This is a genomic window from Curtobacterium sp. MCLR17_044 (genome assembly GCF_003234435.1).
Classification (GTDB): Bacteria; Actinomycetota; Actinomycetes; order Actinomycetales; family Microbacteriaceae; genus Curtobacterium; species Curtobacterium flaccumfaciens.
In genome coordinates this window covers 62,387-83,639 of record NZ_QKTC01000007.1, presented here as the reverse complement: position 1 = coordinate 83,639, position 21,253 = coordinate 62,387, and the positions used below count along the sequence as shown (strand labels likewise).

The window sequence follows — 21,253 nt, the reverse complement described above, 5'->3', positions numbered from 1 at the left end:
CACGGCCACGATTTCCGACCACGACGAATGCCCAGTTCATGACCAGGTCGCCGCGAGCAGCATTCCCTTCCCGAGGTGTGCTTGTGGTGCGTGTCCTCGTTCACGAGTGCTTCGATCGGTTCTTCTCCACCGGCCAGCTCCGTATCTGATCACGAGAGCGGCTGTCGCCGGATCCACACGGTCACCCCGAGGTGAGCGATGCCGGTCGCAGCGAGACAGACCATTGCCCACCCGACGACGCTGTGCCCGGTGGCGAGCCAGAAGATCCCGAAGGCGAGGACGAGGGCGGCCAGGAGAGCACCGACCAGGAGCAGCAGCAGGCTGGTCACGGGGGTGGCGTTCAAGGTGAGCTGCACGTCACGCACCCAGGCCGGGGTCCGCACACGATGCACGAGGATCGCGACCGTACCCACCAGGACGGCGATGCTCGCTGCAAACAGACCTGCTTCAGCCATGGCGAGATGGTACCGGCGAAAGGTGCATGCTTCGGCTGGTCCGCAGCCTCGAACGCCCCGGCTGACGCTGACAGGATGAGTTCGTGCAGATCGAAGACGTGGACGAGCGGCACTACGGCACCGAAGGCGAGCGCGACACGTTCGTCGTGCACTTCTTCCATGGCCCGAGCGGCGAGACGGTCGCGCCCGACTGGGACGCCACGAGTTGGGCGGTCAGAGTGATCCGCGTCACCGACGCGACGTACCGTGCGGCGTTTGCAGAGGCCCGGCGGATCGCCGCAGGCGAGGTGTTGCCGACACTGTTCTCGGTGTCCCTCGAGACCGCGGAGCCGAGTGGTCCTGGGATCCTGCGACTGTTCGGGACCGACCTCAACATGGAGGGACTCGAGCTCGAGCCCGATTCACACGCGGCGAAACGGGAGATGTTCGCCGAGTTCTTCAGCCGCGACCGTTCTGCGCGCGCGTGATCGGGCCTCCAGCCCATCACGCGCCGCGCGCGAGGAGCTGCTCGTGATGGAGCTGCAGTCGACGTCCGCACCGCTGTGCAACGCGCTCACTGTGGGTGACGATCACGAACTTGGTTCCCGCTTGCTGCAGCCGGTCGAAGAGGGCGAGCACTTCGTCTTCGGTCGTCTCGTCCAGTGCGCCGGTGGGCTCATCGGCGAGGACGACCGCAGGGCGCTTCGCGATGGCTCGAGCGATCGCGACGCGCTGCGCTTCTCCTCCTGACAGCCGTCGTGGGCGCTTGCTGGCGAGGTGGCCGATGCCGACCGCCTCGAGGGCCTCACGTGCTCGGTCAGCGGAGTCAGCGCGAGCAGGAACGCCGAGCCGGACGTTGTCGAGCACGCTGCGGTCGCCGAGGAGGCTGTGGTCCTGGGTGACGATGCCGATGTGTCGCAGTCGGTGCGCCGCCATCCTCCGTGCGGTGCGCTCGAGCATGTGCCCGTCGTGCTCGTAGCTCCCGCGGAAGTCGCTATCGAGGCCGGCGAGGATCCGGAGCAGCGTGCTCTTGCCGGATCCGCTCCGCCCGGTGATCGCGACCGAGCGATCGTCGTCACGAAGGTCGAAGTCGAGTCGGTCGAACAGTGCTCGGGTCGATCCGTCGGGCTCGGTGATGGTCTTCGAGACGTTGCGCAGCACGATCATCGTGGGGTACCTCTTCGGCGTTGGGCGGTCAGTTCGATGCGGAAGGCTCGTCGGGCGAGTGCCCCGTCCGACGCACACCAGAGGAGCAGGGCGGTGCCGGCGCCGAGTCGTGCCGTTGCACTGTCGTTGGGGAGCAACGCGCTGATCGCGAGGAACAGCCCGAGCACGGCGGTGTACTCGGTCAGGCGGCTCGCACGGAACAGTCGGTTCGTGGCATCCGGATTCCTCCCGAGGAGATGGTGCACCCGCGCCACTGGCGCTCGTCGGTGATGCAGGAGTCGGTTGAGGAACGCCGTGATGATGCCCACGCTCGCGGTGAGGACGACGAGCAGCGCGGTGACGAGCGCCACGTTGTCCTGGACGAGCTGGCGGACGAGGGAGAGCTGCACGAGGTAGCTCGGGACTCCGAGCAATGTGTACGACCGGAAGCCGGTGTCGTCTCCGATCGCGTCGAGACGCGCGACGACGGCTCCGAAATCGAGGCTGTGATCGGCGGCGAGATCGGCGTTGAGCACCTGGAACACCAGGCGCCCGAACAGCTCGGGATCCAGTCGGTCCAGTGCTGCTCGGTCGAGTCGGGCGAGTGTCGGCGGGTAGGGCACGATGACGGTGTCGTCGAGGTACTGGTTGGGTTCACCGCGGAAGTACATGGCGCTGTCCGGTTCGAGGAAACCGACGACTTCGAGCTCCTGCTCCTGCAGGATGACCGCTCCGGTGAGTCGCTCTCCGAGCTCGTACACGCCGCGGTACTCGTTGCCGAGCAGCACCGGGATCCGGCCGGATCCCCAGTCGACGCCGTCCCACTCGATCGGCTTGCCGTCCTGCACGGAGAGCCCCGCGAACTCGTACGCGGTCTCGTTGAGCTGGATCGACTTGATGTCCTGGACGCTCCGTCCGGACTCGTCCTGGTACTTCCCGTTGAGCGTGTACTCGGTGCCGTAGCCGACGTCGAAGCGGTCGTCGCCGCGGAAGTCCTGGACAGTGACGGGCTGGTCGTACGAGGAGATGAAGTCGAATCCGGGCTCGTCATCGATGCGGTCGACGAACGAGGCGACGTCGTCGAGTGCGTGCTGGTCTCGCCGGATCGCTTCGAACGCATCCGGGTCGAGATCGTCGACCACCGTGTAGAGGTCGGCGTCGGCATCAGCGGACAGGCCCTGGGCCACTGCCTGCGAGGTGGACTGAGTGAACGACGCCACGTTGTACCAGCAGAGTGTTAGCAGCACGAGCAGGACGATCTTGGCGACGATGATCGTCCAGTTGGACCGGAGGTCGTTCAGCAGTTCCATCGTCGGGTTCCCTGCAAGAACGAAGCGACGGACACGGCGAGCACGACGGTTCCGACCGCGACGACTGCGGGGGTGACGTCGAGGTCGAGGATGGTGGTCTGCCTGACGACTGCCGCGCCCGCGAGGGCGGCAGTACTGGCGGCGATGCTGATCACGCCGACTCGGATGGCAGCGCTGCGAAGGGTGTTCAGCGGTCGGATCCCGGTGGTGAAGCGGACGGCGGCGGTGCGGAGTTCCCATCGTCCGGCCTGAAGACCTGCGACCACGGCGATGAGTATGACGACGAGCGCGCCGAGCGCGACCAGGACCGGCGACACGGCGTCGACGTTCGTCCTGCGGTTCGTGCCGTCGTCGATGATCTCGACGCTCCTGCCGGGGAACTCTGCGCGGTAGTGGTGGGCGCTGCTCGGGCCGTCCAGGAGTAGCCGCTGTGGTGACGCCGAGAACCGCGACGGATCACCGAGGACCACATCGTCGGACAGCAGGCTGTCGGCCCGGACGCCGAGTCGCCCCACCACGTTGTACGGCTTGCCATCGACGGCGATGTCGTCGCCGCGGATGGCAACGTCAGCGCCCGCGAGGGCTTCGCCGGGGCGCCCGGTCAGTGCGTGCCCGTCGTGCAGTGGGACGTCTGTCCACCGTCCGGACAGGATCGCAACGGCGCGGACACCATCCTCGAGTTCCGCGAACACCTTGGTTCCCGGTTCGAACGTGCTCCGCGCACGCTCGAGCTCGTCGAGTGTCGCGGTCACCCACGCGCTCTGGCCCGTACGGAGGTCGTTGCCTTCCGCGGCGATGACACGTCGGCGAGCGTCGAACACCCCGATCAAGACCGTCAACAGCATGGCCAGCAGGAGCAGGCCCGCGATTGCCGTGATCTGTTGCTTCGTCACGTCTTCTCCTCGTGCAGCAGCGGGCGTGCTGACACTAGCCGTTAACATGTCAGACGCGGATCGATCTGTCGAGCGGGCGTGCTGGATCGCCGCAGAAGCGTCGTTCTGCTTCAGGCGCCTTCCATTCGAAGGGCCGTGCTGGTGCCGTGACGCTCATCGCTCATCCGAGCGATGTCCTCGTCCGAGCGAGGTGCTCTCCCGGTCGACCGCACCGGTCGCAGCACTCGCTCCGGCTGGTCAGAGCTTGACGGGGAACGTGGCGAGGAGGGCGATGCCGGCGAGCGCGCCAACGACGGCTGTGATCAACAGGACATCTCGCAGTCGCTTGCGCAGTTCCCGTTGGGACAGGGCCGTGAGGAACAGGACGAGGGCGAAGAGGACGGTGAGGATGGAGTAGTTGTCCGCCCGTTGGTTCATCTCGAGCGCCCGGGCGAAGCTTCCGTCCGCGCGATCGGCGAGTGCGGTCGCGGTGGCGGTGCCCTCGGGGACGTAGGACCGCTCTGCGAACGGTCCGGCCGCTGCTTTCCCGTCTGCCTGCCACGCCTCGAACGCGGTCCGGAGCTCCGGGGTGAACCGTTGCTCGACGTAGTCCCGGAGCACCGTGTCGTTGCGTGCATCAGCGAGGACCCACTGCACCCAGATGGTGAGGTCCCACTGCCGGGCGTCGCGCGCTTCCGAGGTCGCATCGGCGGCTTGCACCCGAGCGCTCGAGGCCTGGCTGAACGCGATCGACATCTCGCCGCTCCACTTGGATGCCTGGAACCCGCACCAGGCGGTGAGGACCGCGGTGATCGAGAGGATGAGGACGGTGATGAGCTCGCGGTTCGAGCGCCAACGTGTCCGGCGATCGGACTGCCCTGTACTGCTCATGCCTTCTGCTCCCGGCCGTCGGTCCGTTGAACGGACCACCACCTTCGTCCTGCTGGGGGAGGCGCCCATCGCCCGGAGCGGGTGAACTCGGCGAGGACCTGGAGCGAAACCACGGACGGACTGGAGGCGCGGTGCCAGCTGGCACCGTGCCTCCAGTCCGGCCGTCACCCCGCTGGGGCGGGGCGCCGGGACAGGCTGGTCATCTCGAGAAGCCGCGGATCCGCGTCGGTGTCACTCGGTGGGTCGCAGGCGACGCCGGCGACGCAGCGCCAGAGTCCCGGCGCCGGCCAGGAGGAGCAGTGTCGCGAGCAACGCCGGTCCGACAGGTGACTCCGCTCCGGTCGCGGCCAGCGTGCCCGTCGCCGTCGCCGGGGTCATCGGTGTGGTCGTCGTCGGGGTCGTCGGTGTGCCGGCGCCCTGCGCCGCTGGTGCCACGGTCGGCGTCGGCGTGGGCGCCGCGGTGGGCGTCGCGGTCGGTCCTGGCACGGCCGCAGCGATCAGCGGGCTCTCGGTCATCGCCGTGCCGGTGAGGCAGTGCTTGAGCTCGGTCTCCTTGACCCAGTGCGACCCTGCGGCGACCGCACGGCACCCGGAGGCGAACGCGATCTCCCGTTCGTTGTAGAGGATGCGCACGAGCGGCGTGTAGGCCGCTCCGGTAGCGGGGTCGATGCCCGCTCGTGACACGACGTCCCACTGCACGTTCGCCGCCATCGGCGTCACCTGGGAGCCTCGCCACGGGTTGGTGGCGTCGTCGTAGACGTCGGCGTCCGAGGTCGGAGCAGCGTTGTCGGGCGCGGCGACGGTGGAGCCCGGCAGACGCAGCAGCGCAGCGAACGGGATGATCGTCTCGGCATGCGCGAAGCGGAAGGTCGCCACCACGTCGCCGCCGGCGACGCGGCGGTCGATCGTGGCGAAGAAGTCGTCGAGCAGGGGCTCGGCGATCGAGTACGTCTCGTCGTGCCCGGCGAGGCTCGGGCCCTTCTCGTAGAAGTCCTCGGCGTCGAGCAGGTACGCGAACCACTCGGCATCCGCCGGCCGGCCAGCGAAGTACTGCGCGAAGTCGAACTGGTGCGGAGCGACGTTCTCCTCTTGCATGTCGGCCGCGATGATGTACAGGTTGTACAGCGACATCGCCGCGTCGACGGTGCTCTTGATCGACTTCTTCGGATCGCCGCAGGCATCGGGATCGGCCTTGGTGTCGGCACCGGGCGCACACGCCACCGCGCCGCCCTTCGAGCCGTCGGCGGTGTTGTACCAGGTGTGCGCCTTGTCCGTGCCGATCGCGGCGATGAACCCGGGCGTGAAGATGCCGGAGAGCAGGTCCTTCGCCGCTTCGAAGGATCGCGGCTTCGCCTCGATGTACTGCAAGGCCGCGGCGATCGTGCCGCCGTCTCCGGTCTGTGCGGCGACGTAGTCCTCGTACGCCTGGGCGCGCTCGCGCTCGGGCGACCCTTCGGCCTTGTCGGTGCCGTCCGGGTTCTCGACGTCGTGGAAGTAGAGCAGGTCAGGGCGCGGTTCGAGCTTGACGCCCGGAGCCCCGAAGCCCCGCAAGAAGTTCTCGCCCGACTCCGTCGCGCGAGACTCACCCGAGGTCTCGGCGACGACACGCCCGCCCGTCTTCGCCGCAGCTGCGAACAGCTGCTTGTTGCGCTGCGCGGCTCGTGCTCCGATGCCCTGGTGCTGGGTGGCGCCCTGACCGGTGAGCATGCCGTAGCCGTTCGCGACGTTCGCCGCGGTGATGGCGTCGAGGTTCGCGGAGAACTCCTTCCCGATCTCCGGCGTCAGGAACCCGTTCTCCGCCTGCGCGGTCGCGGCGAGACGGTGCAGCAGTGCGTCGTACTTGTACGCGGAGAGTCCCCGGGAGCCGTGTCGGGCGACCGACTCCGTGGCGACGGGGGCGTAGCCCGTCGGCGCCGGCGAGTAGGCGTCGATGTCCGACTGGCTGGGGGCGATGTAGGGCTGCTTGCTGCTGGTGAAGCTGGCCTCGTCGGCGTGCGCCGGTGTCGCGAACACCAGCGAGGCGAGGGCGGCGACGGCAACGCAGGACAGTGCGGTGCGGGTGTTCATGGGTCCTCCGGTATCGGGACCCTCGGGCAGCGGTCCGACAAGCAGAGGTAGCGGCAGCGGGTGAACAGCCCTTGACCTGGGGGTGACCGGACGGTGCTGCCGGGCACGGCGGCGCGCGTGGGATGCGACGACAGGAGCGCAGGCCCTGGACGCGTGCCACTGACGGACTGGAGGCCCGGTGCCAGCTGGTACCGGGCCTCCAGTCCGTCAGTTGCGGGCCACCGAGACCTGCCTAGCTGTGCCCGGATCGTCGGGTCAACTTCGAGCTGACGACGCCGTAGAGCAGCCAGGCGACGACAACGACGAGTGCGACCGCCTGACTTGCACTGGCTGGCGCCCTTGTCGAGGACGAACGGGTTCCACCCCGAGAGCGGGGTTCCGGAGAGCCCGTACCCATCATCGGATGGTGACGACGAGCTTGCCTGACCGGGTCCCGTCCTCCATGTCGCGGTGGGCCTGCACGATCTCCTCGAGCGGATACACCTTCGCGATCGGGACCTGCACGGTGCCGGCTGCGACGGTGTCGAGGAACGTCTGCAGCACCGATGCCGGCAGGTCGCTCGCTTCGCCGGAGTACGCGGTGAGGCGCACCCCGTTGGGGATCACCGCCATCGGGTAGAAGTCGGGGATGGTCCAGACGTCGGAGAGCATCCCGCTGAACGACACGGTGCCGTGGACGGCTGTCGCCCGGAGCGTGTCGGGCAGCGTGTCGGTGCCGATCAACTCGACCGCTCCGTTGACGCCGTCCGGCACGATTCGACGGACCGCGTCGGCGATCCGGCCCGAGTCCACCACGACGTGGTCCGCACCAGTGGCGTGCAGTCGCTCGGTGCGGTCCGGGTTGCGCGTGGTGGCGATGACGGTCATGCCCTGCTGCTTCGCCAGCACGATGCACGCCAGGCCGATCGACGACGTGCCACCGCGGATCAGGATCGTGTCGCCCCGGCGGGCACCGACGCCCACGGTGAGCGACCCGTGTGCGGTCTGCAGCATCTCGGGGACGGCGCCGAGCACGGACCAGTCGAGGCTGCTCCGGAACGGCACGACGCTGCTGGCCGGAACGACGGTGTACTCGGCGTAGCCCCCGTCGAAGTCGCGACCCATCCCGCCCATCAGCCCGGCCACTTGGGTACCGGCGGGGAACTCTCCACCTGGGGCTGCCTCCACGGTCCCGACGGCTTCGATCCCGGGCACCCGTGGGAAGGTCCCGAAATGGCCCATGCCGCGGCGGAAGTGCAGCTCGGACCGGTTGAGCCCGAACGCTTCCACACGGATCAGCACCTGGCCCGGGCCTGGGATCGGGATCGGCAGCTCACGGAGGTGCAACACGTCGGGGCCACCGGGTGCGTCGATCACGACGGCCCGCATGGTGGCCGTCATCGCCTTGCCTCCAACGTCGACTGCAGGCGCTCGAGTGCCGCGATGCCGTCTGCGATCGCCGTGGCATCGGCATCCGAGAGCACGGCGTCCAGCGCTTGGTCGAACCGCTCGTCCGCGAGGGCGAAGGCGTCTCTCCCCTGGGGTGAGAGCACACTGCGGACACTGCGCCGATCGTCCGGGTCCGTCGAACGCTCGAGGAAACCATCGGCGGCGAGCCGGTCGAGCAAGCGACTGGCTGCAGCGATCGACGTCCCGACGCCGGTCGCGACGTCCTGCACCCGGGCGCCCGATGGGGCCGCCTGGACGATCCGCAACACTTCCAGTCGGGCCAGGCTCAGCACACCCTCGCCCCGCATCCGCTTCTCGACCGCGTTCCACACGTCGGTCTCGTGCCGCACCAGCGCGGCGAAGTACTCGTGCAGACGCGCCGCTCGCCCGGTCCGGTCATCCGCGGCGTCGATTCCAGGGAGGGGGGCGAGTTCCGTGCTCATGCTTCGACTCTACGGCATCTACTTGCTATGTAAAGTAGTTGCCCATGACCACAGACACACGCCTCTCGTTCCTGCGATTCGTCGACTTCATCAACAGCGCCGACCCGTCCATCGGTGAGACGGTTATCGCACCGGAGGCGGCGTTCTTGACGCCGTTCTCGCCCGAGCCGCTGCGCGGGCTGCCGGGGTACCTGCAAATCCTGACGATCATGCGGGGCGCGTTCTCTGACATCCAGTGGAGCATCGACCGGATCGTCGTCGAGGGCGACACGGTCGCAGCACGTTTCGAACTCCGCGGCACGCACGACGGCGAGTTCCTCGGTGTCCCCGCTACGGGGAGGACGGTGGTCGCGAACGCGAGCAACTTCTACCGTTTCGACGAGGGACTGATCGTCGACGAGGTCGGCCAGCCTGACGTGCTCAGCATCCTCGGGCAGATCGGGGCGCTCCCGCCGGCACTCGGCTGAACGGTCACCGTTGAACGCCCTCGAGGACCCACCCGTTGTCGCAGATGCGCATCGGGGGAGTGAGTGACCTGGAACCGTGGATGCTGCTCGGGTTCGGCGAGGACGTGCCCCGATCGCTACGGTGATGCGCGCGCAGCCTCGGGCGGCAGCGGCGTCCGTTGGCAAGGTGCATGGATGCAGACCGAGGACGCTTGGCAGATCGCCACCCGAGCTCCGTCACCGACGCTGTTCGCGGGGGAGTTCGCCGAGTTCTCCAGTCGAGACTGCACCGCGGTCGAGTGATCGGGCGTGACCCGCGGTCGTCGTCGAGGAGGTCCGGAGCGCAGCCGGCGGCGGACTGGGTGTGGCCGCCACATCCCCGGCACGGACGTCACTTCGCCAGCGCGCGCGGATCGCGGAGAGTCGAGAGTTAGATGGGCGCATGTTCTCTCGCGTTCCGCCCCGTGTGTTCGGCCTTGCGTTCGGCCTCGGGGCTCTGGTCGCGGGGCTCGTGATGGCGCTCCTCGGTGCGGGCGTTCAGTACATCGGGCTCGTGGCCGGAGGGCTGGTCATCGCGGCGATGGGATTGCTGGCTGCGATCGTCGGCGCGATCGGCTTCGCACTCCACGGGTCCGCCCGATCCGAGCGTGACCGGACGAAGCGAACCTGAGTCGCTGGCAGGCTCGTTCGGCGGTCGATCCGTTACCGAACGGCGATCGTCCTGAGTGGTGAGCACATCGCCACGACGACGGCGACGGCGAACACGAGGGTCACCGCGAGCAGCGCGACGCCATCTCCAGCGCCGGTCATGAGCGCGCCGCCGCCCACTGCTCCTCCAGCCGCGAGGGTCCTGTTCGCGCTGCGCATCGTGCCGTTCATCCGACCGAGCAGCGCGTCGGGTGTGACGGTTTGGCGAAGACTCATCTCGTTCGCGTTCTCGCAGCCCGCTGCAGCGCCGTGCACGGCGAAGGCGACGAACAACACCGCGACAGTCGCCGGTGTTCCTGCGGTGTCGGTGCCAACCGTCGTGAGCGTGATGGCGGCCCAGGCGATCGGGTACGCGGCTCGAGCGGCGATGATCGTCCGGCCGGCGCCGAAGCGGGTGCCGAGGCGCGGCGCCGCAGTGGCGCCGAGGAGCATCGCGACACCGCTGACGGCGAGGATGCCCCCGTACACGGCCGCTGAGAGCGCGAAGGTGCGGAGCGCGAGTGTCGCGAACACCGTCAGTCCGGCGGCGTTGGCGAGGAACCAGAGATGTGTCGACAGCGCCAGCGGTGCGAGCGTCGCATGACCGTACGTCCACCGCAGACCGTCGGCGATGTCGCTCCGCAACCGCGCACCCGCCGTGCGCGCTGGCGTCTGCTCGATGACGCGGACGCCCGCGATGAGGACGGCGTCGACGAAGTAGCTCACCGCGTCGAGGGCGATCGCGACCGGCGCGGTCACGATGCTGACCAGGACACCTCCGAGAGCCGGGCCCACCGTCTGCGCTGCAGCATCACTCTGGTCGACCCGCGCATTCGTCGCCAGGAGGAGTGGGCGAGGGACGATTCGGGGGAGGAGGGACTGCGTTGCGGCGAATCCGATGACGGACAGGATGCCGAACACGAACAACGCCGCCGCCGTCACCCAGAGGTTCAAGAGCCCCGTGAACCAGAGCACCGGGATCGTGCCCAGGCACACGCCACGACCGACACTCGCCCAGATCAGGAGTGGCTTGCGTGGGAATCGATCAACGTACGCGCCGACGATCAGCCCGAACAACGCGTACGGGAGGAACTGGGCAGCGTTCACCAGCCCCACCTCGAACGGGCTGGCGTGCAGCACTGTCACCACGAGAACCGGTACGGCGACCGCGCTGACTGCTGATCCGAACGACGAGACGGTCGCAGCAGACCAGTACGGGCGGAACCCGGGGACTCCACGCAGCGTGGTCGCGTCCTCGCCCATGCGCCAACGCTGGCAGACCGCGACGCTGCGAGCAAGACAGTTCGCCCAAGACACTGTTCAAGCGTCGATGTCGGTCGGCTCCGCGACTTGTACGCGTCCCGGCAAACCCCGGACCGCTCTGTGCCAAGCCCAGGCGGCGGCGAGGAACACACCCGTGGCGATGAGCCAGAGCAGCCAGGGCGTGCGCGAGTCCAAGAGTCCGAGAGTGAGCGGGAACAGTGCCATGCCGATCGAGCTCGCGGTCTGGAACACCCCGATTGCCCGGCCGCGGATTCGAGGGTGTGGAGCTTCGGCCATGACCGCGTTGGCGGCCGGGAGGTAGATCATGTCCGCAGCTGCCAGCAGGATCGCGACCACGATGACGAAGGACCACGCAGCCAGCCCATGCAGCGGAGGAAGAACGATGAGCGGTGCTGCGGTCGCGGCCGTCAAGACTGCACCGAGAGCGATGAGCGTTCCACGCTGCTGACCAGCAACCCAGCGGGTCACGGAGGTCTGGAGCAACGCGCACAGGCCCGTAGCGACAGCGAACTGGACGGGCGCGACCGCTGGGGACATGCCCCACCGCTCGACGAAGAGAACGCTGAACGCGACGTTCGGCAACACCATTGCGGGACCGATGAGGAACTGTCCGAGCGTGATGAGTCGCATCGACCGGTCGGCGATGAAGGAACGAAGTGACCCGGTCGTGTCCGCCCCTTCCGCATCGGCGAAGGCGGACGTCGGCGTGGATCGGTGCCCGGTGGGTTGCGTCGCGAACACGCCGGCCGCCACAACGCTGGTGACGACGTTGGCGAGGACCAGCCACCGCAACCCGTCTTGGTGGCCGTTCGCGAGGGTGACCGCGGCGATGATCGCGCCAGCGCCGAGCGCTGCGGCCTTCGTCGCTTCGAGGAACGCGAACCACCGCTCGAACGGGCGGCCTTCAGCGAGGTCGTGGACGTACGCGGTCCATGAGGTCCAGTAGAGCCGCTCGGAGCCGTTGGCCAGGAAGATCGCCGCGAAGATCATCATCGGATCGTGAGCGAACAGGTAGAGCGTGAAGCCCGCTGCTGAGAGGAGGTTGTTGAGGATCATCGACGCCTTCGCGCCGAATCGATCGGTGAGGACGCCACCGACCAGTCCGATCGGGAGGGCAACCAGTGTCGCGACGGTGGAGACGGCGCCGAGCACTGCAAGCGGCACGTCGGTGGTGATGGTGAAGTAGACGATCGTCAGTGGCAGCGTGAGGCCGGCGCCGATGGTGTCGGTCAAGACTGCGAAGGTGACGAAACGGTGTTCGCGCAAGCTCGCGAGTGAGGCCCGAAACCGGGCAGGGGTGAAGAGCATGGATGTGGTCCCGTGAAGTCGTCGCGCCGCCGTCGTACGACGGCGCGGGCAAGCAGAAGCACGCGAGCAGGACGCTCGCGTCGGGGAGGGGCCGACCTTCGTGGTCAGCTCAGTACTGCGTTGCCATGACTCCGGGAGGGATCGGCCGCGGTCCGACGAACTCGGGCGCAGGCTTGGTGGAGAACAGTCGACGAGGGGCACAGAACGGCATCGTTGCCACCCTTCGCCATCATCGGACCAGTTGAACGAACGCTAGCAGCGCTCAAGATGAGAGATCAACGTGCCGTCTCAATTGGTGCCCCCTCCACGGGACGCACCCCGCCGTCCGCGCTCGGCGCACTGACAGGCTCGTTGTTCAGGGCTCCGACGTCACGTCGTCACTTGTTGGCTTCGTCGATCAACGTCGTCAACACACTGCGATTGATCGGACCGAGGATGCGGGCGCTCACCCGGCCCTCCTTGTCGAGAATGATGGTTGCCGGCGTCGAGTTGGGGGCGTTCGTCCCGGAGAATGCGAGTTGCACGGCCGCGTCCTGGTCAACGGCGTTGCTGTACGAGACGTCGTGCTCCTTCACGAAGGCACGCGCGGTCGCTGCAGAGTCCCGGACATCGACGCCGAGGAACGACGCCTGCGCGTGCCGATCATCGCTGACGGCTTGGAGGTCCTTCGCCTCGACGCGGCAGGGTGCGCACGACGCGTACCAGAAGTTGAGGACGAGCGCCTTGCCACGGTAATGATCGGCACGGATGACCTTGCCGTCGAGGTCATGGGTCTCGAAAGTGACCCGTTCACCACGATCGTTCGCGGCGAACTCCGTGACAGCGCCGTCTCCCGAGATGTAGTTCTTCGTGTCGCCGTCGCGGTACTGCTTCGCGAGGCCGTCGCTGCCTCCCGTGCAGCCGGTGAGCGTCACGGCGACCGCGACGGCGACGCCGACCAACAGTGCAGGACCCCCGACTCGACGTTGCCTCATTGCGCCAGGGTACGCACGCTTGCGGCCACTCTGGCGTCCGTCAGCAGATGCCCTACAGAGATGGCCGAGTCATGAGTTCTGCCACTTCGACGACCGCGTCGTCCGGCATCTCGGGGTAGTAGTTCTCGCGGAGCTGTTCCCCGAAGCGCCGCATGTCCGTCCCCGGAGGCTGATGCGCCTGTTCCGCCGTGAGGGTGTCGAGCCGGTACCGGTGCACGGCGGTGATCGCGCCGGTCAACGGTTCGGCGGTCGGGTGATCGTCGAAGACGAACGTCGCCGCGCCGACCTGTACAGACTCGTTCCACCGCACGGTGGTGACCTTGTCGCCGCGGATGATCGCTTCGTGGTGCTTCTGATGGAAGTGGACGGTACCTGGGGCTGTGTCGGCCATGCTCCCAGCTTGCCGGACGTCGCGGAGTGAGTGCGTCCCCTGTCACGCTGAGGACTCAACGATCGAGGAGGACCGGCAACTCGCGATCAGTCTCGGCGACCTGGGTGAGCTTCATGGCGACTGGTCGGAGCGGCCGTGACATCAACACCTTGTTGAGGAGCCCGCGGAGCGCGAGCGCCAGTCGGGACTGCGGGTACGCCAGTGCCTTGAGTCCGCGAGGGAGGTCCTGCACATCGTCGACCAGCGGGCGCATCCACTTCTCGTACGCGGTCAGCGCTGCTTCCTGGTCCTGCGTCACGTCGGCGAGCTCCGCGGCAAGGACGTACCCGGCGGTGAGCGCGAGTGAGGCGCCGCCGCCCCCCATCGGTGTGACGCACCATCCGGCGTCACCGGCCATCACGACGTGGCCGCGGTGCCAGGTCCGCATCCGGATCTGCTGGAGCTGGTCGATGTAGACGTCCGGGGACGTGTCGAGCGCGTCCAGGACCCGTGGCGCCTCCCACCCGACTCCGTCGTACCTGCGCCGCACCGCCGCCAGTGTCTGCTCACGAGTCAGACACATGACGTCGTCCCCGGGAGAGTAGGCGAGGATCGCGCGGGTGGTGCCGTACGGGTCGGGTCGCAGGTGGACCTGGCGTCCGCGAACGGCGTTGTGCCACCGCCAACGGTCGTCATCGCTGTCGGTCCGCGGGATGGTCCCGAACACCATGGTGACGTCGAGGTCGCGCTGGTCGACGTCGCCCTCGGCGAAGACCATCGCACGGGTCCGAGACCGCACACCCTCGGCGATGACGAACAGGTCCGCGCTGAGGCGCTGTCCCTTCGCGGTCGTCACGGTGACTCCCGCAGCGTCGTCGGCGACGTCCGACACGGTGTCCCCGTAGATGAAGGAGACGCCGGCCGGCAGGTTGTCGAGGATCGTCCGAGCGAGGTCGCCGCGCAGGATCTCGAGTTCCGCGGTCGCACCGCCGGCCCCGTCGGAGGGCAGTTCGGCGGTGACGGCCCCTCGCCCGTCGACGAGCACGGTGCCCGTCTCGGTGGTGTTCCGTGCCTTCACGGCGTCGAACAAGCCCATCTTGCGAAGCACGTCGCGCGCGACGCCTCGAACATCGACGTTCTGTCCGCCGTCACGGAACGCAGCGGCGCGTTCGATCACGGTCACGTCCCATCCGGTCCGGCGGAGCCAGTATGCGGTCGACAGGCCAGCGATACTGGCTCCTGAGATGACAGCGGTGCGGTTTGCCATGGTGTTCCTCCGTTGTGAGCTTTACAATAAAGATACTACACAGTAAAGGAATTCGATGGACGACGTGTTCGAGGCGGAGTGGGATGCACCCCAGGTCGAGGTGATGGAAGCACTCCAGAGCTGGGCGGTGGCGTTCGCGGAGCTCAACCAGCTGATGTCCTCCTGGCTCGACCTGCCGACCACAGATGCGAACGCCCTCGGACAGGTGCTCTGGGCCGACTCGTCCGGGGACCCGCTGTCGCCCGCACGGCTCGGGCAGCGGATCGGTATGACCTCCGGCTCCGTGACGGTGCTGCTGAACCGCTTGGAAGCGGCCGGTCTGCTCGCACGCAGCCGTGAGCACACCGACCGGCGCCGGGTGACGCTCCGTCCGACACCGGCGGCACGGGAACGTGCGCGGGCGTTCACGGAGAGGTCGACCGCCGAGATTGCTGCCGCCCTGCAACAGGTGCCTGCAGTGGAGCTCGAGCACCACGCCGCGTTCATCCGCCGCATGGTCGGTGCCGCGACGGACGCCGCGGACCGGCTCCGCAGGTAGCGGCCGTCGATTGCGGGGAGCGGCGTGGATCGGTCGGTCACTCATGGCCGGGGTCCTCGTCTGGGTGCTACCGCCCACGATCGTCCGGATCCGCCGCGCGCGCCGGTCCGTCGAGGAGCACCCGTCAGCGGACCCGGCATGGGAGCCGGAGCCCCTCGCCTCGTGAGCTCGGGTGCCAGCGCTCTCCCTTCATCTCAGGAGCCGATCGGCGACGGGATGCCAGGGTCGTCGTCATCGATCGGGGGCGTCACCGTCACCGTCGAAGACCTGCCGGTTGCCGGCGATCACCTGCTGGTGTTCCCGCACCCAGTGGGCGAGGGCGAGGGCCACGTACTGCAGCGACCGTCCGAGGTCGGTGAGCTCGTACTCGACGCGCGGCGGCACCTCGGCGTGGACCGTCCGCGAGACGAGCCCGTCGCGCTCGAGTGCGCGCAGCGTCACGGTCAGCATCCGGCGTGAGATGCCGGGGATGACCTCGGAGAGCTCGGTGAACCGCCGCCGCTCGTCACCGAGCACCCCGATCACCAACAGCGTCCACTTGTCGCCCATCCGGGACAGCAGCGACCGGAAGAGTTCCGGGTCCTCGCTCGTGCACAGCTCGGCCATCGTGGGCATCGACTGGTGGAGCCGGGCCTGCAACGTCTCCAGCGCGGTCTGGTCCGTCATGGGGTCTCCCGTGGTTACTGCCGGGTAACAGGGGATCGTTTGCGGTAACGGGAACCCGGCGGGCAGAGTTACTCATCGTAACCGAAGCCCGGGTCGTCGACTCGGGAACGATCGAAGGAGTGTCATGACCCTGTTCCGACTGGACGCCAGCATCCGCACCGAGGGTTCCACCAGCCGAGCACTCGGCGACATCGTCGAGACCGAGTGGAGTGCCGTGCACGCGGGCGCCGAGGTGACCCGCCGTCACGTCGGCACCGACCCCGTGCCCGCCGACAGTTGGGCGAACGCCGTCGCCGCCTCCGCGACGCCCGAGTCCGAGCGCACGGCGGCCCAGGTCGCCGCCGTCGCCCTGGCCGCCGAGCTGACCGAAGAGCTGGCCGGTGCCGACGCCCTGCTGTTCGCCGTGCCGCTCTACAACTTCGGCGTCTCGCAGCACTTCAAGTCCTACGTCGACCTCGTGCTGACCGACCCGCGCATGGCACCCGGCGCCGTGCCCGCGACCGCGGGCAAGCCGGCCGTCCTCGTCACGGTGCAGGGTGGCAACTACTCCGCAGGCACACCCCGGGAGGGCTGGGACCACGCCACGGCCTGGATGCGACGCATCCTGGAGGACGTCTGGCAGCTCGACCTCGACGTGGTGACGCGCGAGTTCACGCTCGTCGGGGTGAACCCCGCCCTCGATCAGTTCACGGAGCTGGCCGACGAACTGCGGGTCCGCGCCGAAGAGCAGGCGGCCCGGCACGGCCGCACGTTGGCGGCCGTGCCGAAGGCTGCGTGAAGCCGGCTCCTACGACGCGAGCATCTGCGCCACCACCGCGTACAGCTCCTTGGGGTCCCCGGCGAGCATCTGCTTGATCAACGCGGTCTGCTCGTCGACGACGACCTCGTAGTCGTCGCGCTCGACCCCGTCCAAGGTCGCGCGCGCCACGTCCGCCGGGTCGGTCTTGGGCATCGAGATCCCCGCGGTCATGTCGGTGTCTGCCACTCCGAGGTGCACGGACATCACCGCGGTCCCTTGGCCGGCCAGCTCGTGCCGCAACGCGTTGCCCATGTTCCACAGGGCGGCCTTCGACACCGCGTAGGCGGAGGCTCCGGGCATGGCGAGCCACGAGGCACCCGAGGCGATGTTCACGATGCTCCCACCGCCGTTCGCCGCCAGGACGGGTGCGAACGCGCGGATCACGGACAGGGTGCCCCAGACGTTCGTGTCCATGTCGGCGTGCGCTGCGTCCAGATCGCCCAACAGGGTCGCCGTGGTCGCGATCCCGGCGTTGTTGATCAGGAGATCGACGTCGGTCGCGACCGCGGCGGCGGCTGCGACGGACGCGGGGGAGGTGATGTCGAGGGCGAGACGCTCGACGCCCTCGAGGTCGATCAGTTCGGGGCGTCGGGCGGTGGCGTAGACCTTTGCCCCGCGGGCGATCAGCTGTGCGGCGAGGTGGCGTCCGATACCGCGGTTCGTGCCGGTGACGAGGGCAGTGGCTCCAGAGAGGTTCATGCCCGCTACGGTAGAACCTGACGTCAACGTGAGAATCAAGCCCGAGGGACAGAACGATGCGGATCGGTGAACTCGCAGATCGGGCCGGCGTCAGCGTCCGGTCACTGCGGTACTACGAGGAGCAGGGGCTCCTCGAGTCGGAGCGGACCACGGGCGGACACCGGGAGTACCGCGAGCCCGACGTCGCGCGGGTGCGCTTCATGCAGATGCTCTACGCGGCGGGCATGCCGAGTCGTCGGATCGTGGAAATCCTGCCCTTCCTCGACACCGGGGTCGCGACGCGGACGATGCTCGACCACTTCGACGAGGAGAGCGATCGCATCCGACGCCAGATCGAGGCCCTCGGCGCCACCCATGACCGCCTCGCGCGGCTCCGCGACATCGCGGCGGAGTCCGTCGCGGGGCGGCCGCCGGAGGAGTGCCGCTCGTCGGCGAACGCCGCCGCCGCCTGAGCACCCCCGACTAGCTGGCGGCGGGCCTGCTGAACAGGTTGACGACGTTGCCGTCCGGGTCGCGGACCAGTGCGGAGCGGTTGCCCCACGGCATCGTGGTCGGCTCCAGGACGACGTCGTCGCTGCCGAGCTGCAGTCCGGCGAAGGCACCGTCGACGTCAGCGACCTCGAACTCGATGAACACGGAACGGTTCGTCGCGGGCGTCACCGCGCCGCCGAGCATGGCGACCGTGGCGGTGCTGGCGATCGCGAGGGTCCCACCCGGGCCACTGAACTGCGCGAAGACCGGCGCAGGGCGCTCGGCTGGCTGGCCGGTGACCCGTTCGTAGAAGGCGACCATGCCCTCGAGGTCGTCGGTGATGATGCGGACGGATGCGAACGACATGGGGTTCCTCACGGTGGTGCTGCTGACTCGGAGCGATCAGCTTCACCGGCCGCCGCGACACCGTCCTGTCGGTGTTTCCGGAAACCGACCGCGTTTCCTGAAACCGACCGCGCTAGTCGTCGAGGACCGGCCGGAGCCGTCCGTACTGGATCGCGAGGTCCTCGGATCGCAGGACGCGCTGCGCCGTCCGCTCGTCGGTGACCTCGACTGACAGCATCCGGTCGCCGCGGAACGCCCGCACCCCGTCGCGGGTCCGGCACCAGGCGATCAGGTACCACTGACCGTCCTTCCCGATCGACCCCAGCGGTTCGACGTCGCGGACGGACTCCGCTCCGCCGGCATCCCGGTACCGGAGCCGCACGACTCGATCCGCGCGCAGGGCCGCCGCGAACTCGGCCGGGGCGACCGTGGTCTGGTCGTCCTCCAGGAAGTGCACCCGCGAGGCCAGCGAACTGGCTCGTGCGGCATCCCCGGCGGGCATCACCGCGAGCGTCTTCCTGGCCGCGGTCTGCGCCGCGTGCCGGAACGGACTGCGCCCCAGCGAGCCGAGCCCGATCAGCACCGCGAGGGCCTCGTCCGGCGTGAAGCCCGCCGGGCCGAGCGTCGCGGACGCGTCGATGACGTACCCGCCGGTCCGGCCGGGCTCCGCCCAGATGGGCAGACCCGCCTGCTGCAGCGCGGAGATGTCCCGTTCGATGGTCCGGACCGACACCTCGAACCGCTCCGCGAGACGACGCGCGCTCCGCGGCTGCGGGGCGACGGCGCGCAACTCCTCCACGAGGCCGTAGAGCCGGTCGGTGCGATTCACCTCGCCATCTTCGCTGTCGTCCCGACGTTCCGTCAGATCCACGCCGTCTCGTCTGCCACGTGCTCGTGGGTCTCGCGTCCGTCGGCCTAGGCTGCGGGGGTGTCCGCAGCCCTGACCGTCGAACTCCTCCGGACGTTCGGCGTCGCTCTCGAGCCCGGGTTGTCCGAACGGGAACTGGCGCGGGCCGAGCGTCGGTACGGCGTCCGGTTCGGCGCGGACCACCGAGCCCTGCTCTCCCTCGCGCTGCCGAGCGGGGACGGCTGGTTCGACTGGCGCGCGCGGAACGACGAGCGACTGCGGCGAGCGATCCGGTGGCCGGTCGAGGGTGCCCTGTTCGACGTCCGTCACGACGCCTTCTGGCCCGGGTCGTGGGGCGAGCGACCCGGCGACGAGTCGCAGCGTCTCGAGGTGGCTGAGCGGCACCTGCGGCAGTGGCCGCAGCTGGTGCCGTTGTACTCGCACCGCTACCTGCCTGCCGCGCCGCTCGGCAGCGGGGCGCCGGTCTTCTCGGTGCACCAGACGGACGTGATCATCTACGGCGATGATCTCGTCGACTACGTCAAGCGGGAGTTCCGGCCGGATCGTACAGAGCGGGAGACCAGCGTCGGAATGCACGACCTGGAGCCGTGGACGCTGCTCGCCTTCGGCGAGGACGTGCCCTGAACGCAACGAGCGGATCGGACTGCCGGCGGTCCTGAACGCGACGGCTGACGGACTGGAGGCACGGTGCCAGCTGGCACCGCGCCTCCAGTCCGTCCTGGGGTCGCGCCCAGGGCGTGTCAGGACTCCGACAGGAATCCGGCGCGAAGCGTGAGGGCTCCGTCAGGGAAGCACGCACGCCGTCGGCGGTCCGGCATGATCGGCAGGTTGCCCGCATGCACCACGGAACCAGGAGGACACCGGTGGCCCTCATCGACAACGGCATCTACGTCAACGGAACCAGAACGGAGTCGCCGCAGGACCTCAGCCTGACCTACGAGGCGCTCGACGCCGCGGGAAGCGGCGCGATGGCCTGGATCGGGCTGTTCCGACCGACGGCCGCCGAACTGGCCTCGGTCGCGGACGAGTTCGGGCTGCACCCGCTCGCGGTCGAGGACGCGCACAAGGGGCACCAGCGCGCGAAGCTCGAGCGCTACGGCGACACCTTGTTCGTGGTGCTGCGACCCGCCTGGTACGACGAGGACGAGGAGACCGTCGAGTTCGGTGAGGTGCACCTGTTCACCGGGCGCGACTTCGTCGTCACCGTCCGGCATGCGGAGCAGCCGAACCTCGCCGACGTGCGGAAGCGACTCGAAGCCGATCCGGACGCCCTGGGGCGCGGATCCGAGGCGGTGCTCTGCGCGGTCCTCGACGAGGTCATCGACAGCTACGCCCCGGTCGTCGCCGGGCTGCAGGACGACATCGACGACATCGAGGACGACCTGTTCGACGGGGACGTCGACCCGGCGTCCTCGCGGCGGATCTACCAGCTGCTCAGCGAGGTCATCGGGTTCCAGCGCGCCATCGGCCCGCTTCCCGGGATGCTCAACGCGTTGCTGCGCGGCGCCGAGAAGTACGGCACGGACACCGAGGTGCAGAACCAGCTGCGGAACGTGCTGGACCACGCGATCCGCGTGACGGAGCGGGTCGACACGTTCCGGACACTGCTCGAGAACGCGCTCACGCTGCACTCGACCCTGGTGACGCAGGAGCAGAACGACGCGATGCGCCGGATGACCAGCGCGAGCCTGGCACAGGGGGAGGAGAGCCGGCGGCTGGCGCGGGCATCGATGGAGCAGGGCGAAGAGGTGAAGAAGATCTCGTCCTGGGCGGCGATCCTGTTCGCTCCCACGTTGGTCGCGTCGATCTACGGCATGAACTTCGAGCACATGCCCGAGCTGCGGTGGGTGTGGGGGTACCCGGCGGCGATCGTCGCGATGGTCCTGTTGGCGGTCGTGCTGTGGGCGGTGTTCAAGCGGCGGCACTGGCTCTGAGCGTGC

25 protein-coding genes are annotated in these 21,253 nt (G+C 68.6%); 8 read left to right on the top strand and 17 right to left on the bottom strand.

Translation table 11 applies throughout. The features are described from left to right. Positions 1–149: 149 nt before the first annotated feature. The gene (locus DEJ04_RS06470) at positions 150–455 is read right to left on the bottom strand and encodes a hypothetical protein (RefSeq protein ID WP_146248656.1); all 306 of its coding nucleotides are present in this window, start codon (positions 453–455) and stop codon (positions 150–152) included. Between the two features lie 83 nt (positions 456–538). On the opposite strand from DEJ04_RS06470, the gene DEJ04_RS06465 reads away from it, so the two are divergent. Beyond that, entirely contained in the window at positions 539–922 is a 384-nt protein-coding gene (locus DEJ04_RS06465; RefSeq protein WP_111046580.1) for a hypothetical protein, read from the top strand. A 16-nt stretch (positions 923–938) separates the two neighbouring features. Here DEJ04_RS06465 and DEJ04_RS06460 read toward each other — a convergent pair whose 3' ends face one another. The 7 genes from DEJ04_RS06460 to DEJ04_RS06430 all read right to left on the bottom strand — a co-directional run bounded on the left by DEJ04_RS06460 (position 939) and on the right by DEJ04_RS06430 (position 8,591). Next, a complete protein-coding gene (locus tag DEJ04_RS06460) occupies positions 939–1,601 on the bottom strand; it encodes an ABC transporter ATP-binding protein (protein ID WP_111046579.1) in 663 nt (220 codons plus the stop codon). Continuing rightward, positions 1,598–2,890, bottom strand: coding sequence for a hypothetical protein (locus DEJ04_RS06455; RefSeq protein ID WP_111046578.1), 1,293 nt, complete (start codon positions 2,888–2,890; stop codon positions 1,598–1,600). The genes DEJ04_RS06460 and DEJ04_RS06455 overlap by 4 nt, the downstream gene beginning before the upstream one ends. After that, the gene (locus DEJ04_RS06450; RefSeq protein WP_111046577.1) at positions 2,878–3,783 is read right to left on the bottom strand and encodes a hypothetical protein; all 906 of its coding nucleotides are present in this window, start codon (positions 3,781–3,783) and stop codon (positions 2,878–2,880) included. The genes DEJ04_RS06455 and DEJ04_RS06450 overlap by 13 nt, the downstream gene beginning before the upstream one ends. A gap of 237 nt (positions 3,784–4,020) precedes the next feature. Further along, entirely contained in the window at positions 4,021–4,653 is a 633-nt protein-coding gene (locus DEJ04_RS06445; protein ID WP_111046576.1) for a hypothetical protein, read from the bottom strand. 231 nt (positions 4,654–4,884) lie between these two features. Further along, on the bottom strand, positions 4,885–6,720 hold the full coding sequence (locus DEJ04_RS06440; protein WP_111046575.1) for a histidine-type phosphatase: 1,836 nt from the start codon (positions 6,718–6,720) through the stop codon (positions 4,885–4,887). Positions 6,721–7,116: 396 nt separating this feature from the next. Next, a complete protein-coding gene (locus DEJ04_RS06435) occupies positions 7,117–8,100 on the bottom strand; it encodes a zinc-binding alcohol dehydrogenase family protein (protein WP_111046574.1) in 984 nt (327 codons plus the stop codon). After that, complete coding sequence (locus tag DEJ04_RS06430; protein ID WP_111046573.1) at positions 8,097–8,591, bottom strand: MarR family transcriptional regulator; 495 nt, start codon at positions 8,589–8,591, stop codon at positions 8,097–8,099. The genes DEJ04_RS06435 and DEJ04_RS06430 overlap by 4 nt, the downstream gene beginning before the upstream one ends. A gap of 44 nt (positions 8,592–8,635) precedes the next feature. Between DEJ04_RS06430 and DEJ04_RS06425 the strand changes: the two genes are divergently transcribed. Together DEJ04_RS06425 and DEJ04_RS06420 are read left to right on the top strand one after the other, a co-directional pair. Then, the gene (locus tag DEJ04_RS06425; RefSeq protein WP_110864774.1) at positions 8,636–9,058 is read left to right on the top strand and encodes an ester cyclase; all 423 of its coding nucleotides are present in this window, start codon (positions 8,636–8,638) and stop codon (positions 9,056–9,058) included. A gap of 421 nt (positions 9,059–9,479) precedes the next feature. After that, positions 9,480–9,707, top strand: a complete 228-nt coding sequence (locus tag DEJ04_RS06420; RefSeq protein WP_111087522.1) for a hypothetical protein — start codon at positions 9,480–9,482, stop codon at positions 9,705–9,707. A gap of 32 nt (positions 9,708–9,739) precedes the next feature. Here DEJ04_RS06420 and DEJ04_RS06415 read toward each other — a convergent pair whose 3' ends face one another. From DEJ04_RS06415 to DEJ04_RS06395, 5 genes are all read right to left on the bottom strand, one after another. After that, complete coding sequence (locus tag DEJ04_RS06415; protein ID WP_111046571.1) at positions 9,740–10,987, bottom strand: MFS transporter; 1,248 nt, start codon at positions 10,985–10,987, stop codon at positions 9,740–9,742. Between the two features lie 57 nt (positions 10,988–11,044). Then, positions 11,045–12,241 (bottom strand): MFS transporter, encoded by a 1,197-nt coding sequence (locus DEJ04_RS06410; RefSeq protein WP_181437749.1) that lies wholly within the window; start codon positions 12,239–12,241, stop codon positions 11,045–11,047. Positions 12,242–12,693: 452 nt separating this feature from the next. Continuing rightward, positions 12,694–13,257 carry a redoxin domain-containing protein gene (locus tag DEJ04_RS06405; protein ID WP_258371323.1) on the bottom strand — a complete coding sequence of 188 codons (564 nt, stop codon included), beginning with the start codon at positions 13,255–13,257 and terminating at the stop codon, positions 12,694–12,696. Positions 13,258–13,342: 85 nt separating this feature from the next. Further along, complete coding sequence (locus DEJ04_RS06400; protein WP_111046568.1) at positions 13,343–13,681, bottom strand: ASCH domain-containing protein; 339 nt, start codon at positions 13,679–13,681, stop codon at positions 13,343–13,345. Between the two features lie 55 nt (positions 13,682–13,736). Then, positions 13,737–14,927, bottom strand: a complete 1,191-nt coding sequence (locus DEJ04_RS06395) for an FAD-dependent monooxygenase (RefSeq protein ID WP_111046567.1) — start codon at positions 14,925–14,927, stop codon at positions 13,737–13,739. Positions 14,928–14,982: 55 nt separating this feature from the next. Here DEJ04_RS06395 and DEJ04_RS06390 point away from each other — a divergent pair, with 55 nt between their 5' ends. Continuing rightward, positions 14,983–15,465: a MarR family winged helix-turn-helix transcriptional regulator gene (locus DEJ04_RS06390; RefSeq protein WP_111046566.1), complete on the top strand. Its 483-nt coding sequence runs from the start codon at positions 14,983–14,985 to the stop codon at positions 15,463–15,465. A gap of 231 nt (positions 15,466–15,696) precedes the next feature. Here DEJ04_RS06390 and DEJ04_RS06385 read toward each other — a convergent pair whose 3' ends face one another. Continuing rightward, complete coding sequence (locus DEJ04_RS06385; protein ID WP_309148013.1) at positions 15,697–16,131, bottom strand: helix-turn-helix domain-containing protein; 435 nt, start codon at positions 16,129–16,131, stop codon at positions 15,697–15,699. 124 nt (positions 16,132–16,255) lie between these two features. Between DEJ04_RS06385 and DEJ04_RS06380 the strand changes: the two genes are divergently transcribed. After that, complete coding sequence (locus tag DEJ04_RS06380; RefSeq protein ID WP_111046565.1) at positions 16,256–16,909, top strand: FMN-dependent NADH-azoreductase; 654 nt, start codon at positions 16,256–16,258, stop codon at positions 16,907–16,909. Between the two features lie 9 nt (positions 16,910–16,918). Here DEJ04_RS06380 and DEJ04_RS06375 read toward each other — a convergent pair whose 3' ends face one another. Next, positions 16,919–17,629, bottom strand: a complete 711-nt coding sequence (locus DEJ04_RS06375; protein ID WP_111046564.1) for an SDR family oxidoreductase — start codon at positions 17,627–17,629, stop codon at positions 16,919–16,921. A gap of 56 nt (positions 17,630–17,685) precedes the next feature. On the opposite strand from DEJ04_RS06375, the gene DEJ04_RS06370 reads away from it, so the two are divergent. Further along, a complete protein-coding gene (locus DEJ04_RS06370; protein ID WP_111046563.1) occupies positions 17,686–18,081 on the top strand; it encodes a MerR family transcriptional regulator in 396 nt (131 codons plus the stop codon). Positions 18,082–18,091: 10 nt separating this feature from the next. Here the strand turns inward: DEJ04_RS06370 and DEJ04_RS06365 are convergent, their stop codons facing one another. Both DEJ04_RS06365 and DEJ04_RS06360 read right to left on the bottom strand, forming a co-directional pair. Next, a complete protein-coding gene (locus tag DEJ04_RS06365; RefSeq protein ID WP_111046562.1) occupies positions 18,092–18,466 on the bottom strand; it encodes a VOC family protein in 375 nt (124 codons plus the stop codon). 112 nt (positions 18,467–18,578) lie between these two features. Further along, the gene (locus tag DEJ04_RS06360; RefSeq protein WP_111046623.1) at positions 18,579–19,274 is read right to left on the bottom strand and encodes a YafY family protein; all 696 of its coding nucleotides are present in this window, start codon (positions 19,272–19,274) and stop codon (positions 18,579–18,581) included. Between the two features lie 99 nt (positions 19,275–19,373). On the opposite strand from DEJ04_RS06360, the gene DEJ04_RS06355 reads away from it, so the two are divergent. Next, positions 19,374–19,937, top strand: a complete 564-nt coding sequence (locus DEJ04_RS06355) for a hypothetical protein (protein ID WP_111046561.1) — start codon at positions 19,374–19,376, stop codon at positions 19,935–19,937. A 239-nt stretch (positions 19,938–20,176) separates the two neighbouring features. Then, complete coding sequence (locus tag DEJ04_RS06350; RefSeq protein WP_111046560.1) at positions 20,177–21,247, top strand: magnesium and cobalt transport protein CorA; 1,071 nt, start codon at positions 20,177–20,179, stop codon at positions 21,245–21,247. Positions 21,248–21,253: the final 6 nt, after the last annotated feature.

What these genes read in the sequence shown, in the direction of transcription:
- DEJ04_RS06470 (WP_146248656.1), bottom strand. Translation starts at nt 455, where the DNA reads ATGGCTGAAGCAGGTCTGTTTGCAGCGAGCATCGCCGTCCTGGTGGGT.
- DEJ04_RS06460 (WP_111046579.1), bottom strand. Translation starts at nt 1,601, where the DNA reads ATGATCGTGCTGCGCAACGTCTCGAAGACCATCACCGAGCCCGACGGA.
- DEJ04_RS06455 (WP_111046578.1), bottom strand. Translation starts at nt 2,890, where the DNA reads ATGGAACTGCTGAACGACCTCCGGTCCAACTGGACGATCATCGTCGCC.
- DEJ04_RS06445 (WP_111046576.1), bottom strand. Translation starts at nt 4,653, where the DNA reads ATGAGCAGTACAGGGCAGTCCGATCGCCGGACACGTTGGCGCTCGAAC.
- DEJ04_RS06440 (WP_111046575.1), bottom strand. Translation starts at nt 6,720, where the DNA reads ATGAACACCCGCACCGCACTGTCCTGCGTTGCCGTCGCCGCCCTCGCC.
- DEJ04_RS06435 (WP_111046574.1), bottom strand. Translation starts at nt 8,100, where the DNA reads ATGACGGCCACCATGCGGGCCGTCGTGATCGACGCACCCGGTGGCCCC.
- DEJ04_RS06430 (WP_111046573.1), bottom strand. Translation starts at nt 8,591, where the DNA reads ATGAGCACGGAACTCGCCCCCCTCCCTGGAATCGACGCCGCGGATGAC.
- DEJ04_RS06425 (WP_110864774.1), top strand. Translation starts at nt 8,636, where the DNA reads ATGACCACAGACACACGCCTCTCGTTCCTGCGATTCGTCGACTTCATC.
- DEJ04_RS06420 (WP_111087522.1), top strand. Translation starts at nt 9,480, where the DNA reads ATGTTCTCTCGCGTTCCGCCCCGTGTGTTCGGCCTTGCGTTCGGCCTC.
- DEJ04_RS06415 (WP_111046571.1), bottom strand. Translation starts at nt 10,987, where the DNA reads ATGGGCGAGGACGCGACCACGCTGCGTGGAGTCCCCGGGTTCCGCCCG.
- DEJ04_RS06400 (WP_111046568.1), bottom strand. Translation starts at nt 13,681, where the DNA reads ATGGCCGACACAGCCCCAGGTACCGTCCACTTCCATCAGAAGCACCAC.
- DEJ04_RS06395 (WP_111046567.1), bottom strand. Translation starts at nt 14,927, where the DNA reads ATGGCAAACCGCACCGCTGTCATCTCAGGAGCCAGTATCGCTGGCCTG.
- DEJ04_RS06390 (WP_111046566.1), top strand. Translation starts at nt 14,983, where the DNA reads ATGGACGACGTGTTCGAGGCGGAGTGGGATGCACCCCAGGTCGAGGTG.
- DEJ04_RS06385 (WP_309148013.1), bottom strand. Translation starts at nt 16,131, where the DNA reads ATGACGGACCAGACCGCGCTGGAGACGTTGCAGGCCCGGCTCCACCAG.
- DEJ04_RS06380 (WP_111046565.1), top strand. Translation starts at nt 16,256, where the DNA reads ATGACCCTGTTCCGACTGGACGCCAGCATCCGCACCGAGGGTTCCACC.
- DEJ04_RS06375 (WP_111046564.1), bottom strand. Translation starts at nt 17,629, where the DNA reads ATGAACCTCTCTGGAGCCACTGCCCTCGTCACCGGCACGAACCGCGGT.
- DEJ04_RS06370 (WP_111046563.1), top strand. Translation starts at nt 17,686, where the DNA reads ATGCGGATCGGTGAACTCGCAGATCGGGCCGGCGTCAGCGTCCGGTCA.
- DEJ04_RS06365 (WP_111046562.1), bottom strand. Translation starts at nt 18,466, where the DNA reads ATGTCGTTCGCATCCGTCCGCATCATCACCGACGACCTCGAGGGCATG.